We start from the raw sequence: 17,711 nt of genomic DNA on the forward strand, positions 1-17,711 counted from the left end.
CCTGATTTTTTGTTGGATACAATCTTACAAAACTGCTATTATCTAAAGGGACGTTTGCTTCTAGGTTGATCAAGTATTTCTTTATAAATCACAGCTTGAACAATGTTTCTTTGTAAATTGGTTTTTAAAGCCGGCTGTTTATCAGAGTATGCATCTCTAGAAGGTTTTTTTGATGCAACAGGAGTCTTTTTCATCGAATGACCTTGAGTATGGAACTCAGTGCCTTCATAACTTGCCGTTCCTTCTAAACTGCGAGAACCTTCATAGCCAATTCGGCCTTCGGTGCTTCCAACACCTTCGTAACCGAAACGACCTTCAGAACTGCTGCCGCCTTCGTAACTGCGTTGAGCAGTGTTTCTTTTGGAAGAGGCAGCATTTTTGGATGGAGCGTTTCGTTTTTGAGTGCCTTTTTGTTTAGTGTCAGTGTTTTCCAGCTCATTCATCGCGTCTTTAAATTCAGCCGCCAACTCTCTCCAGCTCTGAGTTTTACCAGAAGCTCTATTAGTGCTGGAAGCTGTTACAGATCTGCTCGTATTTCTTGGAGCAACGGTTCTTCGATCAGCTCGTTGCTGATTTCTATTGCTCGTATTCACTTTTGGAGAAGAGTAAGGATTTCTTTTTTGACCTGAACTCTTAGGCAAGAATGCACGAATGAAAAAGATAAAAATGAAAACACCGCTATATGCCAACAGACCCAGCATAATAATGAAAAATAAAGCGTCCATTATTCATCACTTTCTCTCTTAGAACTTTCTGAAATTGAACTTCTCATATCTGTATCTGCATTGATATTTTTCAGGTTGTAATAATCCATAGCACCAAGATTTCCAGATTTCAGTGCATCTGCTAGAGCTAGTGGAACTTGAGACTCTGCTTCTACAACGCGAGCACGCATTCGTTGAGTCTCAGCTTGCATTTCTTGTTCTTCTGCGATCGCCATTGAACGTCTTTCTTCTGCTTTAGCTTGGGCGATATTCTTGTCTGCTTGTGCTTGTTCAGTTTGTAATTGAGCACCAATGTTACGTCCAACATCAACATCCGCGATATCAATCGACAGAATCTCAAAAGCAGTACCAGAGTCCAAACCTTTATTTAAAATAACTTTAGAAATACCGTCTGGATTTTCTAATACGGCACTATGGTTTATTGAACTACCAACAGTGGTAACAATCCCTTCACCGACACGAGCAATAATAGTGTCTTCTCCCGCACCACCGACTAACCGTTCAATGTTTGCACGAACCGTTACCTTAGCTTTTACACGAACTTCGATCCCGTTTTTAGCAACAGCAGCGATAAAAGGAGTTTCAATAACTTTAGGGTTAACGCTCACTTGTACGGCTTCAAAAACGTTACGACCTGCTAAATCGATAGCAGCTGCTTGTTCAAATTTAAGAGGGATATTTGCTCTCTCAGCGGCAATTAATGCATCAATAACTTGATTGATGTCTCCACCTGCTAAGTAATGAGCTTCTAGATCATTGATATTGATAACCAAACCAGCTTTTGTTGCCTTGATCAAAGGACGTACGATATGAGAAGGAATAACTCTTCTCAAACGCATTCCAACTAGAGTTCCAATACCAATCTTCACTCCTGAGAAATATGCTGTGACCCATAAACCTACGGGTACAAATCTTAAAAATAGACTGATAATCACTAAAACGATAATAGCGATTATTGCTAAACCAATCCAACTACTTGTTTCATTCATCTTCTATCACTCTCCTAACGACTATTTTTGAACCTTCCACTCTAATAACTTCTATTAGTACGTTTTCTTCGATTCGTTCATTTTGACTCAACACATCTAATGAAACTTCATCAAATACCGCTTTTCCAGTGGGTCTTAAAGCAGTAAGTGTTTTGCCTGTTTTTCCAAGCAAGGTTGAATAATCAATATTGCTTGAATATCCTCTGGTAGTAGTTAAATTATTCGTCAATACTAATTTACTGAAATTATCAAAGGAATACCCTTTTTTAGCCAAGATGATCACTAAACCGATGGATAAAAGAAAAGCAATACTTAAATCGCGAACGGCTTGTACCAGATCTCCTACAGTTTGATATAAACCAAAGAGGATCAATAAAACACCAAAAATGCCAGCTATTCCAAAATCAGGGATAAACACTTCAAAAACCAATAAAGAAATACCTAAAATAAAAATGATGATCGTATACCATTCAGTATGCTCATTCAAGAAAAAATAAGCAGAAAAACTGGCTAACGAAACTGCTCCGCCAATTGTTGAACGAGGAGTTAAAGCCGCAATGACCAATCCTAAAAATCCAATCGATAGAAGTACAATATTTAACATGGAAATACCTCCTTTCATAAGAAAATCTTTCTTAATATGGATGGTTCCGATCGAACTATGAGAAAACAGGTTCTTACCTTTATTCTACCATTAAAGTATTCTAATAGACACTATTTAGACAAAAATCGCATACACTGGAACAGAAAAAATCAAAAGTAATCTTGTATTCATCTAAAAGTGTCTTTAAAAGCATTTTCAAAAAGGTAGTGGTATAGTTGAAGAGGCAACAGGATTAAAAAAAGTAGTCATATTATTAAAATAAGGATGTAAAAATAGTGTTTAAATGATAATATGATTAAAATGTAGATGTTATTAAGGAAGAGGTGTCAATATGGAAAATCATACAATAAATCAATTTGACCTTACACGTTTTAAGAAGGAAAGTTATTTATTCAATACGGGCAAGTATTATGATTGCTATTATTCATTAGGATGTCATAAAGAATTAAATGATGGACACGAAGGGTATCGGTTTACGGTCTGGGCACCTCATGCTAAGACAGTCTCCTTAGTGAGTGATTGTACAGATTGGAATATGGGAAAACCGCTGGAAAAAATAGATGACACAGAAATGTGGACTGTTTTTTGTGAAACAGCTAAAGAAGGACAACCTTATAAATATCGTATCGAGCAACAAGATGGTACAGTAAAACTAAAAATTGATCCCCAAGCATTTGAGTTCGAAGTTCGCCCAAAAGAGGCATCAGTTATAAGAGAGTTGCCGCAGAAAAAATGGCGTGATGGACTTTGGATGGCAAACAAGAAACGGTTTCCTGCGCACGAGCGTCCATTGAATATTTATGAAGTACATATGAGCTCTTGGAATAGGCATCCGGATGGAAGCTGGTTCAGCATTCCTGAATTGCAAGCCGAGCTGATTCCATATGTAAAAGAAAATGGCTATACACATATTGAGTTTTTACCTTTGATGGAACATCCGTTAGATGCTTCTTGGGGGTATCAAGCTACTGGATACTTCGCTTTTTCTTCCAAATTTGGGACAATAGAAGAGATGCAAGATTTTGTTGAAGCTGCTCATCTAGCCAATATCGGTGTTTTGATGGATTGGGTGCCTAGTCATTACAATAAAAATGATTATGGTATGGCGTATTTTGATGGTACGCCGCAGTATGAATACAAAGATTACAACAAAGCTCAAAACTACCGCTGGGGAACTTTAAACTTTGATTTGGGGAAACCTCAAGTACACAGTTTTTTAATATCCAATGCTCTCTTCTGGATAGAGCAATTTCATTTAGACGGTTTAAGAGTGGATGCTGTCTCAAATATGCTTTATCTGGATTACGATGAAGGGGAGTGGACGCCTAATGAAGATGGAAGCAACCACAATCGAGAAGGCGTAAGTTTTATACAAAAGTTAAATAAAATTATATTCGACCGTCATCCGGAAATGTTGATGATTGCAGAAGAAAGTACGGCTTGGGAAAAAGTAACAGGTTCTATTGAAGAAGGCGGATTGGGTTTCAATTACAAATGGAACATGGGCTGGATGAACGACACCTTAAGATTCTTCGAAATGGATCCAATACACCGCAAAAATCACTTCAACTTATTAACTTTTTCTTTTATGTATATGTTTAACGAAAATTACTTGCTTCCTTTTTCTCATGATGAAGTTGTCCATGGTAAGAAATCGTTGATGCATAAAATGTATGGGGACCGTTACAACCAATTTGCCGGGTTGCGTGTGTTGGAGGCTTATCGCATGACTCATCCTGGAAAAAAATTAGGCTTTATGGGGAATGAATTTGGACAATTTCTAGAATGGAAGTTTGACGACTCTCTTGAATGGGAAAGTTTATCCGATCCAATGAATCAAAAACACTTGAATTTTACACGTACATTAAATCAACTTTATAAAGATCATCGAGCTTTATGGGAACTGGATCATGATCCAAGAGGAATTCAAATTTTGGATGCTGATAATGCAGAAGAATCCATCATGACATTTATTCGTAAAGGAAAAAAACCAAGAGACTTTTTGATTGTCATATGCAATTTTGTTCCAATTGAAAAGCATAATTATCGAGTTGGAGTTCCATTTGAAGGTCAATATGAAGAAATATTAAACACGGAGATGGAATCATTAGGAGGCACTTGGACAAAAGGCCAAGGAGTTCTCAAAACAGAGAAGAAAACATGGAATCATCAAGAGTTTTCATTAAACCTAATTGTTCCGGCGATGAGTGTGCTGATTTTAAAGCCAAAAAGAGTATTTAAAGTGCCAAAAGAATAAATATTCAATTTTTACAGCAAATCATTTTGATTTGAAATACATTACAGTTACTATATTACCGAGGGAGGGTAGAGGAAGTTAATTGTAGTTTAACTTCCGTATACAGATGAAAAAAGAAATCGTTGCTATGATCTTAGCTGGGGGCCAAGGCTCACGTCTAGGTAAATTAACCAAAGAAATTGCTAAGCCTGCAGTACCGTTTGGTGGGAAATACCGAATCATCGATTTTGCATTAAGTAACTGTGCAAACTCAGGAATCAAAAGTGTTGGGGTTGTAACTCAATACCAACCCTTGGAGCTGAATGCTCATGTTGGAAATGGTGACTCTTGGGGACTAAACACACATGATGGAGGAGCCACTATCTTACAACCGTATACTAATGTGGACGGAGAAAAATGGTTCAAAGGAACAGCACACGCTATTTACCAAAACATTGGATTTATTGATAGATACGAACCAGAATACTTACTAGTACTTTCCGGAGATCACATCTATAAAATGGATTATCAAAAAATGCTGGATTTCCATAAAGAAAAGAAAGCTGCTCTAACAGTTGGAGTTATTCCAGTAGAATGGGAAGAAGCTTCTCGTTTTGGGTTAATGAATACAGATAAATCTGGAAGAATCATTGAATTTCAAGAAAAACCAGAAAATCCAAAAAGCAATTTAGCTTCAATGGGAATTTACATCTTTGATTGGCCACGCTTGAAGCAGTATTTAATGGACAATCAAGCTAAAAATCGCACTATGGAAGACTTCGGTATGCATGTTATCCCGGCTTACTTACGAAACAGCGAAGATATTTATGCTTATGCCTTTAGAGATTATTGGAAAGATGTAGGAACGATCGAAAGTTTATGGCAAGCAAACATGGAGTTTCTTGATCCAGATCACGCTTTGAATATTCGTGATGAGAACTGGCGGATTTATTCTAAAAATCCAGATTCTCCGCCACAATTCTTGACTCAGGATTCTAAAGTGACAAATTCTATGATCGTAGACGGTTGCTATGTAGCAGGTGAAATAAATCATTCCATTCTGTCTCATAATGTAAAAGTAGGAAAAGGATCTGTGGTCAAAGACAGCTTTATTATGTCTAATGTAACGATTGGGGAAAACGTAACGATCGAACGTGCTATTGTGGGCGAAAACGCGAAATTACATGACGGAGCTGAATTGATCGGTAAAGAGAAGGATATAGCTGTTTTAGGTTATTCTGAGGAGATAGGAGGACTTAAAGATGATGAGAAATAGTTTTTGTGCCATATTGAATTTAGTTGAAGACGGAAGCAAGCTGCATCCCTTAACAAAAAAGCGACCAATAGCTGCTTTACCTTTTGCGAGCAGATATAGATTGATTGATTTTCCGTTTACGGCTCTGCATAATGCGGAAGCGACTTCCGCATCTTTATTCATTTCAGGAAGTGGTCACTCATTGTATGATCACATTCGAAGTGGTTATGAATGGGGGCTTGACTCTACTATTGGAGGAGGAGTATTCACCCATTCACAGTTAGATTTAAAAGAAACTGCAGCACGTGAGGGAAATAATCTTACCTATTATGAAGATCAAAGAAATTATGTAAAGAAATCTTTAGCTGAATATGTAGTTATTGGCGGAAGCAAGATGTTATGCAACATCAACCTTCATTCTGTACTTCGATATCATCAAGAACATGATGCAGATATTACTGTAGTATATAAGAACATTCCATCGGAGGAAATACCTGTTGATTCAGACTTGAAATGCTACACAATTGAATCTGATACAGCGGTGATTACTGGGTTGTCTCCAGTAACGGAACAAATGGATAAAGGCGCTGAAAAATTAGCGATCCAAACCGGTATTACAATTTTAAGTTCAGAAAAGTTCTTGTACTATTTAGATTTGTTAGAAGAAAGACAAGAAAGACATGGACTGGGTCTAATGGTTGGTCTAGCTTTAGAAAAAGGGGATAAAGTAGTTGGGTTTGAGTATACTGGCTATTTAAAATATATTGATAGTGTTTTAAGTTATTATCAGGCCAATATGGATATGTTGGATGAAGATAATTACAATTCATTATTCTTCCGCAATTTGCCTGTTATTACGCGGGCAAGAAATGGAGCACCCACATTTTACGCGCCAGAAAGTAAAGTATCAAATGTCCAAATTGCTACAGATTGCTTTATTGCTGGAGAAGTTATAAACACGATTGTTTTCCGAAAAGTTAAAGTAGGTGAAAATGCTATAGTTAAGAATTCCATTGTCATGCAAGGTTGTAAAATTGGCGAAGGAGCTCAGTTGGAATATGTTATTTTAGACAAGAATGTTACTATAGCTCCGGGAGTAAGGTTAATAGGTACTCCTGAACAACCATTAGTAGTAGAAAAAGGCAGTGTACTGAATGAAATGAAAGGAGCATAAAAATGAAAGTTTTATTTGCTTCAGCAGAATGTGCTCCTTTTTATAAAACAGGCGGTTTAGGAGATGTAGCGGGCGCATTGCCAAAAGTATTGAAGAAACAAGGAGTAGATATTCGAGTTGTGCTGCCTTTTTATACTTCTTTACCGAAAAAGTACAAGGAACAGCTAGAAGATGTGTGTCAATTCGAAGTGAAAGTCGGCTGGCGAAATCAATTTTGCGGAATCAAAAAATTAGAAAGTGATGGTGTAGTTTACTATTTCATCGATAATCTCTATTATTTTGATCGACCCGGAATTTATGGTTTTGACGATGACGGCGAACGTTTTGCGTTCTTTTCTCAAGCGATTATTGAAATGCTGGAAAAAATCGACTTTATTCCTGATGTTTTGCATGTCAATGATTACCATACGGCAATGATTCCTGTATTATTAAAAGATAAATACGGCTGGATTGAAAAGTATCAATCGATAAAAACAATGTTGACGATTCATAATATGCAGTTTCAAGGTATCTTTGATCAATTGGTGTTATCTGACTGGTTTGATATAGGATACAATGCTTTTCATATGAATGGTCTTGAGTTTTATGGCAATGTCAATTTCTTAAAAGGCGGAATCTACTATTCAGATATCGTCACAACCGTCAGTCCAACCTATGCGAATGAAATCCAAACAGATGAATTCGGAATGGGCTTGGATGGCGTTTTAAGAGATAACAAGTATAAAATCAAGGGAATTTTAAACGGTATCGACTACGATGTGTTTGATCCTGAAGCAGATGAACATGTAGCAGAGCATTTTTCAATTGAGGATCCTAGCGGCAAACTGGTAAATAAAATGGTCTTGCAAGAAAAAGTTGGGTTGCCAGTGAACGAAAAAATTCCTGTCATGGCTATGGTCAGCAGGCTTACGGAACAAAAAGGAGTCCATTTGTTGATAGAAAAAATGGAAGAGTTAATGAACCGTGAGCTTCAGATCATTATATTGGGAACCGGAGAAAGCCATCTAGAAGACGCCTGTAAACATTACAACTGGGCATATCCAGAAAAATTCAAAGCCATCATTGATTTTGATGTCGAATTAGCTCAGCTCATCTATGCAGGAAGCGACATGTTTATCATGCCGTCTGCCTTTGAACCGTGCGGGTTATCTCAATTGAATTCGCTTCGCTACGGAACATTACCGATCGTGCATGAAACTGGGGGATTGAAAGATACTGTTGACCCTTACAACGCTTTTACTGGTGAGGGAACTGGATTTAGTTTTTCAGGCTATTCCAGCCAAATTATGTTGGAAACGATAGATCGCGCATTAAATACTTACTTTGAATATCCTGAACAGTGGAAAAAATTAGTACGACAAGCAATGCAAAAAGATTTCAGTTGGGAAAAGTCTAGCCAAATTTATTTAGACTGCTACCGCGAAATCAGTGAATCTTAAGTGACAGTTTAAAAGAAAGAATGAGATAACAGGCTGGACCAAATTTTGGTTTAGCCTATTGTCTTATCATTGACGATAAAAACGCAAACGACTGTAACACTAGTTTCTTGGGCCTTTTAAGGGGGATATTAAATGTCACTGCAAGTAGAAGAGTTTAAAAAAGAATATGAAAGAGTTGTAAAAGGGATGTACGGCTTAAACGTAGAAGAAGCTTCTCCATTCCAGTTGTATAATGCACTTGGAGCTTTTGTCAAAGGGTTTGCCGGTGAAAATTGGAGTCGAACTAAAACAGAATATGAAAAACAGCAAGTAAAGCAACTATACTACTTCTCAATGGAATTTTTGCCGGGACGAATGCTGAAAAGTAATTTACTTAATTTAGGGATTTTAGATGTTGTCAGAGAAGGGGTAGAAGATATTGGACTGGATTTTCAATCCATCGTTCAAGCAGAAGAAGACCCTGCCTTAGGTAATGGCGGTTTGGGGCGTTTAGCTTCCTGTTTTATGGACTCTATTGCCTCTTTAGGTATTCCAGGATCTGGAAGCGGGATTCGGTACAAGTATGGTCTTTTTCAACAACGGTTTATTGAAGGGCATCAAGTTGAAGTTCCTGATAATTGGCTGCGCAATGGAAATGTTTGGGAAGTACGCAAAGAAAATAAAGCCGTAAATGTTCGTTTTGGTGGACACGTTTATATGACAGAACAAGAAGGGAAACTCATCCCAGTCTATGAAAATACACGAACGATTTTAGCTGTCCCTTATGATACGGCCATGATTGGTTATCAAAATGAGCTGGTCAATAATTTACGTTTGTGGTCCGCTGAAATTCCGCCTGAAGACTATGTACATTACTCAAGTATTGCGGCTCAACAAGAAGTCAATCAGCTAACGGAAGTGTTGTACCCGGATGATTCCAATTATGAGGGTCGAATCTTGCGTTTGAGACAAGAATACTTCTTATGTTCTGCGGGGATCCAAAGTATTGTTCGCTACTATAAAAAGCTGCAGCTGCCAATGACGATGATTGCAGAAAAAGTAGCGATTCATATCAACGACACTCATCCTGTTTTATGTATCCCAGAATTTATTCGTATTCTGATTGATGAAGAACAATTGACGTGGGAACAAGCGTGGGAAAGTTGTAAAAAAGTCATGAGTTATACGAACCATACGATTATGCAAGAAGCAATGGAAAAATGGCCTATAGACATGCTAAAAGACGAAGTTCCACGTATTTATCAAATTATCGAAGAAATCAATCGAAGACATATTGAAAAGAAATTACCTCTCTATGGTGAAGAGTTGACTTATCAAACAGCTATAATCAGAGACGGTGTAGTCAATATGGCACATATGGCAATTATTGGAAGCCATAGTGTGAATGGTGTTGCTCAATTGCATACTACTATTTTAAAGAATGAAGTTTTAAAGCCTTTCTATGAAATGTATCCGACAAGGTTCAATAACAAAACCAACGGGATTACACAACGCCGTTGGCTGCAACTAGCTAATGAAGAGTTGACTCAGCTGATTGATGAAAAGATCGGAACCGCATGGAAGAAGAAACCTAGTGAATTAACTATATTAAAAGGATTTGTCAATGATGATGAGACATTGAAACAGCTGGAAGAGGTTAAGTTGAGAAATAAACAACGTTTTGCTCGATATGTTAAAGAGAAAATGAATATAACCATTGATCCAAACGCTATTTTTGATGTTCAAATCAAACGATTGCATGCTTATAAACGCCAGCTGCTCAATGCTTTGCATATCATTTCCAGGTATTTAGAGATCAAAGAAAACCCCAATGCAGCTATTCAACCACGTGTCTTTATTTTCGGAGCTAAAGCAGCTCCAAGTTATTTGTATGCTAAACAAATCATCAAGCTGATCAACGCGATTGCTGAATTAGTCAATAACGATCCAGATATCGGTGATAAGTTGAAAGTCGTTTTTGTAGAAAACTATGGAGTTACCTTAGCAGAATTGATCATCCCTGCAGCCGATGTCAGTGAGCAAATTTCCTTAGCCAGTAAAGAAGCATCAGGAACCAGTAATATGAAATTGATGGCAAACGGTGCTCTGACAGTAGCAACTTTAGACGGGGCTAATGTTGAAATTCGAAATTACGTTGGGGAGGAAAATATTTTCTTATTTGGACTAACTTCTCAAGAAGTATATGAATACTATGAAAATGGAACGTATTCTTCCCGCCAGATATTTGAATCCAATCCAAGACTGATTAAGGTGTTGAATACATTGATTGATGGAACAATACCAGACATCCAAGAAGAAGGAAGAGTTATTTTTGATTCTTTAGTTCAATATAATGATGAATACTTCGTCTTGAAAGATTTCGAAGAGTATATTTCTGTTCAAAGAGAAGTCGATGAGCTCTACCAGGATAAACAAGCTTGGTATCGAAAATCTTTATGGAATATTGCGAATTCCGGACCATTCTCAGCAGACTTTACCATTATGCGTTACGCGGATGAAATATGGAAAATAGATTCGCAAATGCCTGAAATTGAACTATCTTAACAACACATAAAACCCCGCATCAGCTCTCAATCAGAGGAATGGATGCGGGGTTTTTAGCAAAATTATTCGGCTTTGGTTTTGATCTCAGTCAGGATTTGTTTAAAGGATTCTACAGGTTGAGCCCCGCTGATTCCATATTTGCCGTCTATGACAAAGAAGGGAACGCCTTGTACGCCTATTTGTTGAGCAGCGGATATGTCTTCGGTCATGGCAGTTAAATAATCCGATGACTCAATGACTTCTTCAGCTTTTTTTCTATTTAAGCCCGCTTTTTCAGCAAGAGCCAACAGCGTATCGTTGCTGTTCAACCACTCTCCTTGGACAAAATAAGCTTCTTTAGCCACTTCCATAAACTCGTTTCCTTTATTTTGCGTTTTAGCATATTGGAATAGGCGATGCGGTTTTACAGTATTGCCGTGTTGAACTGTTTCATAATGGAAATCTAAGCCAGCAGTGTTTGCCATACTGGTGACTTGTTGAATCATGGATTCTGCTTGCTCAGTACTCATTCCTTTATTTTCTGCAAAATACTCTTTCATAGATCCATCGTATTTTTCAGGAGCAGTGGGATCTAGTTGAAAACTATGGTATTCAATAGTAATATCTCCCATTCCTTTAGTTGCTTCTTCAATATGTCTTTTACCAATATAACAGAATGGACAAACAAAATCTGACCAAATATCTATTTTCATATCTATTCTCCTTTTACTTACTTTTTACCAGTATGATTATCCTACAGGAATTAAGAACTTATTTCAACTCTTCTAAAGAAAATAAAAAAATAGCGAAGCCCCTTTGTAAAAGAGATACTTCGCTGACGAGTCATTTTTGTATATTGATGTTCCCAGACCAATAAACTACAGGTTTTCTTCTTCAATATAATTGTTTTCTTCTTGCTTACGGTATTTATCCATTTTTCGTTTGAACAATTCACCGTTGGAAGGAGGACTGTAGGTAATGGCATTGGCTCCTGCTTCGATCGTTTCTAAAATGCTCTCCTCAGTAGGACCACCTGTTGCTATGATGGGAATATTTGGATGTGTTTTACGAATACTTCTTACGATAGCAGCAGTTTTTAGACCACCACTTACATTAAGAATATCTACACCAGCATCTAATTTTTCTTGAATATCCGTATATTCAGAAACAATTGTGATCACAATCGGGATATCGATCACATCGTTGATTTGTTGAATGGTCTCTAATGGAGTTGGAGCATTCACTACAACACTGATGGCTCCTAGAGATTCAGCAAACAAACTAATATTTGCTGACCGGATTCCATGGGTTAGCCCACCGCCTACACCAGCTATCACAGGAATGGAAGCTACTGAAGAAATGGCTTGGATAATAGCAGGGTGAGGAGTAAAAGGATACACTGCAATAACAGCATCTGCATCAGTATTACAAATAATAGAAATATCCGTTGTAAAAATAAACGATTTTAATTTTCTCCCATTGATGTTGATGCCGCTGCATTTAGTAATAACCGATGGAACGTCTACCGTATCATGTCTTAAGTCTGTAATAACAGAAGGGATATTATTTTTATAACGGGCCATAGTGTGTTACCTCCTTTAATCTAATAAGCTCTTTTAAATTAAAACTGATTTTGAAGAAAAGAGCAATAAAAATTTGTTTTTTTATTGAAAAGAAGGTGGGTTATTAGACAATAATGTCAGAGTATATTTTTTATCATCTGCAGAATCGAATAAAGTCAATGTTTCATCATTCACTAAGCGAAACACTAATTCATATCCATAGTGGTCTATAAAGACGAGCTTTTGTTTATTTAAATGAGCTATAGAACCTTGAACTGGTTTTTTATTGATAAATAACTGACTTTGATCGTCAATTGTTAAAGTTTTATTTTGAGAAGATAGTGAGTCAGCAAAAGACCAGGTACCCACAAAATCTGTAATCAAAGAATCTTCAACAGACGCTGATTTCCGATTTTTTTTCCGTAGCGTTTCACGCGCAATTCCTGCAATAAAAGAAACACCTAATAAATAAGTAAATACTTTTCGCCGACTCATCAACACAATCCCCTTTATCTGTAATAAATAATTCATCCAATAGTAGAAAGGGTTTGTAGTTTCATGGTACTATGATAAACAAATCCATTTCTCTCATTCACCAGTTTATTATAGTCCTTTTTTTCTGGAATATATAGAGACTTTAGATGTATTTTTAGAGAATAACAAAATCGTAATAGTTTCTTAAACAGGGTGACATTTAAAAAATAGAAGAAGGTTGTGATGAAAAATGAATGTCGTTAAATTTGGCGGAAGTTCCTTGGCTTCAGCACAGCAATTAAGAAAAGTAGGACAGATAATCAAGGAAGATACTAAACGTAAAATCATTGTCGTATCAGCACCGGGAAAGAGACATCCGGGTGATGAAAAAGTGACTGATCTGCTGATTGCTCTTGCTGAAAAATCTTTGCATGATCAAGATTACTCATTAGAAATGAACAAGATTGTTCAAAGGTATCAAGAGATAGCTGATGAACTTTCTCTTAGTGAAGATGTGATGGATACGATCAAATCTTATGTGAACCAATTAATAGCTGGAGATAAAACCAATCCAGATTATTACTTAGACGCATTCAAAGCTAGCGGAGAGGACAACAATGCTAAGCTGGTGGCTGCTTATTTGAATCAAGAAGGTATACCTGCTAGTTACATAAGTCCAAAAGAAGCGGGTTTGTTGGTTACTAACGAGTCTCACAACGCGCGGATATTACCTGAGAGTTATGAAAAACTCATGAAATTACGCGAAAGAGAAGAGGTCATTGTTTTTCCAGGATTTTTTGGATATACCCTTGATGGCAGAATTTGTACTTTTTCAAGAGGAGGTTCAGATATTACTGGAGCTATTTTGGCAAGCGGTGTGAATGCTGATTTGTATGAAAATTTTACAGATGTAGATGCTATTTTCGCAGCTAATCCAGCGATAGTAGAAAACCCTATGCCAGTAGCTGAGCTGACATATCGTGAAATGCGTGAACTGTCTTATGCAGGTTTTTCTGTACTGCATGATGAAGCTTTAGAGCCTGCTTTTAAAAAAGGAATTCCTGTTGTAATCAAAAATACCAATAATCCTAGTGCCCCAGGAACCAGGATTACTAAAGAACATACTAAACAACATCCACCTATTATTGGAATAGCTAGTTCCAGCGGATTTATGAACATTTACATTGAAAAATATTTGATGAACCGAGAAATTGGTTTTGGACGTAAAGTACTGCAATTATTAGAGACTTACGGATTGAGTTATGAGCATACACCCTCTGGGATTGATAACATGACGTTAGTTTTGAGAGAAGAACAAGTATCTCCAAGGATTGAAGAAGCCTTGATTACAGCATTGAAAGAACAGCTCTACGTAGAAAATGTAAAAATCGAGCATGGTGTAGCGTTGATTATGTTAGTGGGTGAAGGCATGAGAGATCAGATTGGTACTATGGCGACTGCTGCTAAAGCTTTTAAAGATCAAAGTATCAATATCGATATGGTCAACCAAGGCGCTTCTGAAAATAGTGTGATGTTCGGAATTCAGCAAAAAGATGAAGATAAAGCAGTTAAAGCCCTTTATCATGCTTTTTTTAATTAAAAATGATGAGAAAAAACGGACTAAGAAGGAATCTTAGTCCGTTTTTGAGAAGCTTTGATTTAATTAGGAAAAAAAGATGAAATAAGTTAATACTAAAATCCCTAATACGATTCTATACCAGCCAAAAGCTTTAAAATCATTGTTTTTAATGTATTTCATTAAGAACTTGATAGCGATGATTGAAACGACAAAAGCAACGATCATCCCTGTCAATAAAATAGTGATCTCAGGTCCGGTAAAATTTAATCCGAAGTCTTTAAGTTTCAACAAACTCGCTCCAAACATGATCGGGATAGACATGAAAAACGAGAATTCCGCTGCTACAAAACGAGATGTCCCCAATAAGATCGCTCCTATAATAGTAGCTCCTGAACGAGAAGTACCAGGTACTAAAGAAAGAACTTGGAATATACCGATTAAGAATGCTGTTTTATAAGTTAGGTCAGCAAAAGTTTCAGTAGTAGCTTTACGGTTTTTATTGCGATTTTCAACAACGATAAACAAGACCCCGTAAACAATCAACATGATAGCGACCGTTTGGTAATTAAATAGATGTTTGTTTATCCAACCATCTAACAGCACCCCTGTGACACCAGCCGGGATAACTCCAATCACAACTTTATACCAAATAGACATCGTATCCTTTTTCTCTTGTGTTGACTTACTAGGAGCAAAAGGGTTCAACTTATTAAAATAAATAAGAACGACAGCTAAGATAGCCCCTAATTGAATAACTACTAAGAACATCTCCATAAATGCTGGAGATACATCCAGTTTAATAAATTCATCTACTAAGATCATATGGCCTGTGCTACTGATAGGCAGCCACTCTGTGATACCTTCGACAATGCCTAAGAATACAGCTTTTAAAATTTCAAAAATAATAGTGATCGACTCCTTTCCAGTCAAAAATTTGCATAACAAAAATAAGTATAACGAATTTTGATAAAGGAATCCATAAATTTAGAAAAATATCTCATTTTAAAAAAAGATAATCACAAATAGACGGTAGATAATGAAACTTTATCCAGTTGGATTGAATAGAATCTTGATAAGAAAACGTTTTTTTGGTATACTATTGGTTGTTGAAAGCACTTCAATGGACGATCGATGAAAGATTGGGTGTGTTTAGAATGTTCGAGACAAAAGAAATTGTTCCTGAAAAAAGGAAAAAACGGTTTTACAATATATTAATGGGTTATTGGATTGTAGTACCTATATTTTACTTTTTAATGTTTTTTCTCTTAAATGCCGGAGCAGAGAAAAGTTTCCAAGCGATACTTAGTGAAAATCTAGCAGCTACTATTAATATTCTGGTGCTGTCTATGAATCTGATAGGAGCATATATATTATATGGGACAGAGTTTTCAGAACGAAAAAAAGGCGGAATCTCAGACCTCGTACTAAAATTCTCCATTGCACAGCAATTGGTTCTAGGAAATTTTGTAGGAGCGATTTTCTCTTTTTTAGCGTTTAATGAATTGGTTGAGAATCCCTTGCTGACAGAAAAAGAGCAGTTGATAGAGAAACCGATAAAAGCAAAAAATAAAAAAGGCATAATTATTCTCCAGATTGCATTAATTGTGTTATCATTAGGTATAGCAATTGTTAATTGGCGCATTAGCAATGCAGCATAAAATAAGAAGGTAGGGATTTTAATGGGATTATTCGATTTCTTAAAAGGTAAAGATAAGAATTCATCACAAGAAACAAAAGAGGGGAAAGTTTACTCACCAGTTAATGGTAAATTAGTAGCTATCGACGAAGTAGCTGACCCAGTATTTTCGCAAAAAATGATGGGAGACGGATTTGCTGTAATTCCAACTGACGGAGATATTTATTCTCCAGTAGCAGGAAAAGTAATGAGTGTTTTTCCTACTAAACATGCTGTAGGAATCGCTATGGATAATGGAGTAGAAGTTTTAGTTCATATGGGGTTAGATACTGTGGAACTAGAAGGAAAACCATTTACAACAACAGTAACAGAAGGTCAAGAAGTGACTAAAGATACTAAAATCTCTACTGTAGATCTAGATGCTTTAGCTGCAGCAGAAAAAGATAACGCTATGGTAGTTGTCTTCACTAACATGGATAAAGTAGGATCGTTTGATATGATCGATTCTGGCTCAACTGTTACAGCTGCTGGCGATATTGGTTCTGTAACGGCAAAATAAAAAGTAAATTAAAAAAAAAGAGGTGAAGACTTTTGTCTTCGCCTCTTTTTATTCAGTTGGTCTTTCTAATTGAAATTCTTCGTTTAAAGTAGCATAGTTAGCTCCCGCTAAGCGAGCTACAGGATTTAGTTGTTCCGTTAAAATGTATTCCTTAGCAGTATCAAATACAGCATCATCAAAGAAGAAGTCGGTAATACGAAGAATGAACAAGTCTGATACGATTGTACCGTCATCATCTGTGACAGGCACATATTGATGCAACTTTCCTTCAAAGCGAATTTTAGCTTCCTGAATAGCAGGAACACTGATGGTTTTACTGTCTGTTAAAGTCAAATTCGTTCGGCCGATTTCACTTTCTCCAGGAGGTAAAGGAGCAGAAGTTTGGTTCATGTCTTCTACAACTGCCATATCAACGATATGAATCACGGCTTCTTTTCGATGTAAGATGTTTCTTGCGCTGTCTTTGATTTGACCAGACTTTCTCAAAATGGCTACTGTGATCAACGGCAATTCGTTGGAAGCTGCACTAAAAAAACTGAAAGGGGCTGCGTTGACTACAGAACCATCTTTTGACAGAGTAGTTACCCAAGCAATAGGCCGGGGAACAATACTCCCGCTGATCATTTTGTATTGTTGTTGCTTGGTTAAATCATTCGCACTATAATGAATCATTCAATCACTTCCTTATAAAATCAGTATATACGCTAAGCTCGTGAAAAGGAAATAAGTTTTTCTGTCAGAGCTAAGCGAGACACTACACATGCTTTTAGTTCAGTTGCGTGCCTCAACTCTTCGGATAAAATCATTTTCATTTTTGAGGATAAAGAGCATCCTCTAAAATGAAAATAGATTTTTCTGTCAGAGCTAAACGAGGCACTCCACATGCTTTTAGTTAAGTTGCGCTCCCCAGAAATCTCCGCCTAACGCTGTCCAATCCGCACAACCGCTACGCTGGG

Annotated in this window: 16 protein-coding genes; 8 read left to right on the forward strand and 8 right to left on the reverse strand. The window is 36.9% G+C overall.

Features of this window, described 5'->3' with window-relative positions:
* Positions 1–38: 38 nt before the first annotated feature.
* The 3 genes from ACE025_RS02815 to ACE025_RS02825 are packed head-to-tail and all read right to left on the reverse strand — an operon-like array spanning position 39 to position 2,318.
* Positions 39–725 carry a hypothetical protein gene (locus ACE025_RS02815; RefSeq protein WP_485937264.1) on the reverse strand — a complete coding sequence of 229 codons (687 nt, stop codon included), beginning with the start codon at positions 723–725 and terminating at the stop codon, positions 39–41.
* Positions 725–1,714, reverse strand: a complete 990-nt coding sequence (gene floA, locus ACE025_RS02820) for a flotillin-like protein FloA (RefSeq protein ID WP_485937266.1) — start codon at positions 1,712–1,714, stop codon at positions 725–727. Before floA ends, ACE025_RS02815 begins: the two co-directional genes overlap by 1 nt.
* Complete coding sequence (locus tag ACE025_RS02825) at positions 1,707–2,318, reverse strand: NfeD family protein (RefSeq protein WP_485937268.1); 612 nt, start codon at positions 2,316–2,318, stop codon at positions 1,707–1,709. The genes floA and ACE025_RS02825 overlap by 8 nt, the downstream gene beginning before the upstream one ends.
* Before the next feature lie 331 nt (positions 2,319–2,649).
* Between ACE025_RS02825 and glgB the strand changes: the two genes are divergently transcribed.
* The 5 genes from glgB (at position 2,650) to ACE025_RS02850 (ending at position 10,966) form a co-directional block, all read left to right on the forward strand.
* Complete coding sequence (gene glgB / locus ACE025_RS02830) at positions 2,650–4,575, forward strand: 1,4-alpha-glucan branching protein GlgB (RefSeq protein WP_485937270.1); 1,926 nt, start codon at positions 2,650–2,652, stop codon at positions 4,573–4,575.
* 106 nt (positions 4,576–4,681) lie between these two features.
* Positions 4,682–5,830: a glucose-1-phosphate adenylyltransferase gene (locus ACE025_RS02835; RefSeq protein WP_485937272.1), complete on the forward strand. Its 1,149-nt coding sequence runs from the start codon at positions 4,682–4,684 to the stop codon at positions 5,828–5,830.
* Positions 5,817–6,983, forward strand: a complete 1,167-nt coding sequence (gene glgD / locus ACE025_RS02840) for a glucose-1-phosphate adenylyltransferase subunit GlgD (RefSeq protein WP_485937274.1) — start codon at positions 5,817–5,819, stop codon at positions 6,981–6,983. The genes ACE025_RS02835 and glgD overlap by 14 nt, the downstream gene beginning before the upstream one ends.
* A 2-nt stretch (positions 6,984–6,985) precedes the next feature.
* Entirely contained in the window at positions 6,986–8,422 is a 1,437-nt protein-coding gene (glgA, locus tag ACE025_RS02845) for a glycogen synthase GlgA (RefSeq protein ID WP_485937276.1), read from the forward strand.
* A gap of 132 nt (positions 8,423–8,554) precedes the next feature.
* Positions 8,555–10,966 carry a glycogen/starch/alpha-glucan phosphorylase gene (locus tag ACE025_RS02850; RefSeq protein WP_485937278.1) on the forward strand — a complete coding sequence of 804 codons (2,412 nt, stop codon included), beginning with the start codon at positions 8,555–8,557 and terminating at the stop codon, positions 10,964–10,966.
* Between the two features lie 62 nt (positions 10,967–11,028).
* Here ACE025_RS02850 and ACE025_RS02855 read toward each other — a convergent pair whose 3' ends face one another.
* From ACE025_RS02855 to ACE025_RS02865, 3 genes are all read right to left on the reverse strand, one after another.
* Positions 11,029–11,658 carry a DsbA family oxidoreductase gene (locus ACE025_RS02855; protein WP_485937280.1) on the reverse strand — a complete coding sequence of 210 codons (630 nt, stop codon included), beginning with the start codon at positions 11,656–11,658 and terminating at the stop codon, positions 11,029–11,031.
* A 165-nt stretch (positions 11,659–11,823) separates the two neighbouring features.
* Positions 11,824–12,528, reverse strand: coding sequence for a hydrolase (locus ACE025_RS02860; protein WP_485937282.1), 705 nt, complete (start codon positions 12,526–12,528; stop codon positions 11,824–11,826).
* An 81-nt stretch (positions 12,529–12,609) separates the two neighbouring features.
* Positions 12,610–13,038 (reverse strand): DUF4828 domain-containing protein, encoded by a 429-nt coding sequence (locus ACE025_RS02865; RefSeq protein ID WP_485937284.1) that lies wholly within the window; start codon positions 13,036–13,038, stop codon positions 12,610–12,612.
* A 193-nt stretch (positions 13,039–13,231) separates the two neighbouring features.
* Here ACE025_RS02865 and ACE025_RS02870 point away from each other — a divergent pair, with 193 nt between their 5' ends.
* Positions 13,232–14,581 (forward strand): aspartate kinase, encoded by a 1,350-nt coding sequence (locus ACE025_RS02870; protein ID WP_485937286.1) that lies wholly within the window; start codon positions 13,232–13,234, stop codon positions 14,579–14,581.
* 63 nt (positions 14,582–14,644) lie between these two features.
* On the opposite strand, the gene ACE025_RS02875 is transcribed toward ACE025_RS02870, so the two are convergent.
* Positions 14,645–15,490, reverse strand: a complete 846-nt coding sequence (locus ACE025_RS02875) for an undecaprenyl-diphosphate phosphatase (RefSeq protein WP_485937288.1) — start codon at positions 15,488–15,490, stop codon at positions 14,645–14,647.
* 176 nt (positions 15,491–15,666) lie between these two features.
* Here ACE025_RS02875 and ACE025_RS02880 point away from each other — a divergent pair, with 176 nt between their 5' ends.
* A complete protein-coding gene (locus ACE025_RS02880) occupies positions 15,667–16,218 on the forward strand; it encodes a hypothetical protein (protein WP_485937290.1) in 552 nt (183 codons plus the stop codon).
* Between the two features lie 21 nt (positions 16,219–16,239).
* Positions 16,240–16,755, forward strand: a complete 516-nt coding sequence (locus ACE025_RS02885; protein ID WP_485937292.1) for a PTS sugar transporter subunit IIA — start codon at positions 16,240–16,242, stop codon at positions 16,753–16,755.
* Positions 16,756–16,803: 48 nt separating this feature from the next.
* On the opposite strand, the gene ACE025_RS02890 is transcribed toward ACE025_RS02885, so the two are convergent.
* Positions 16,804–17,427 carry a flavin reductase family protein gene (locus ACE025_RS02890; protein ID WP_485937294.1) on the reverse strand — a complete coding sequence of 208 codons (624 nt, stop codon included), beginning with the start codon at positions 17,425–17,427 and terminating at the stop codon, positions 16,804–16,806.
* Between the last annotated feature and the right edge of the window lie 284 nt (positions 17,428–17,711).

This window comes from Desemzia sp. AGC72 (assembly GCF_057334175.1).

Bases quoted from the DNA above. Each gene is read 5' to 3' on its own strand.
- ACE025_RS02815 (WP_485937264.1), bottom strand. From the start codon at position 725: ATGGACGCTTTATTTTTCATTATTATGCTGGGTCTGTTGGCATATAGC.
- floA (WP_485937266.1), bottom strand. From the start codon at position 1,714: ATGAATGAAACAAGTAGTTGGATTGGTTTAGCAATAATCGCTATTATC.
- ACE025_RS02825 (WP_485937268.1), bottom strand. From the start codon at position 2,318: ATGTTAAATATTGTACTTCTATCGATTGGATTTTTAGGATTGGTCATT.
- glgB (WP_485937270.1), top strand. From the start codon at position 2,650: ATGGAAAATCATACAATAAATCAATTTGACCTTACACGTTTTAAGAAG.
- ACE025_RS02835 (WP_485937272.1), top strand. From the start codon at position 4,682: ATGAAAAAAGAAATCGTTGCTATGATCTTAGCTGGGGGCCAAGGCTCA.
- glgD (WP_485937274.1), top strand. From the start codon at position 5,817: ATGATGAGAAATAGTTTTTGTGCCATATTGAATTTAGTTGAAGACGGA.
- glgA (WP_485937276.1), top strand. From the start codon at position 6,986: ATGAAAGTTTTATTTGCTTCAGCAGAATGTGCTCCTTTTTATAAAACA.
- ACE025_RS02850 (WP_485937278.1), top strand. From the start codon at position 8,555: ATGTCACTGCAAGTAGAAGAGTTTAAAAAAGAATATGAAAGAGTTGTA.
- ACE025_RS02855 (WP_485937280.1), bottom strand. From the start codon at position 11,658: ATGAAAATAGATATTTGGTCAGATTTTGTTTGTCCATTCTGTTATATT.
- ACE025_RS02860 (WP_485937282.1), bottom strand. From the start codon at position 12,528: ATGGCCCGTTATAAAAATAATATCCCTTCTGTTATTACAGACTTAAGA.
- ACE025_RS02865 (WP_485937284.1), bottom strand. From the start codon at position 13,038: ATGAATTATTTATTACAGATAAAGGGGATTGTGTTGATGAGTCGGCGA.
- ACE025_RS02870 (WP_485937286.1), top strand. From the start codon at position 13,232: ATGAATGTCGTTAAATTTGGCGGAAGTTCCTTGGCTTCAGCACAGCAA.
- ACE025_RS02885 (WP_485937292.1), top strand. From the start codon at position 16,240: ATGGGATTATTCGATTTCTTAAAAGGTAAAGATAAGAATTCATCACAA.
- ACE025_RS02890 (WP_485937294.1), bottom strand. From the start codon at position 17,427: ATGATTCATTATAGTGCGAATGATTTAACCAAGCAACAACAATACAAA.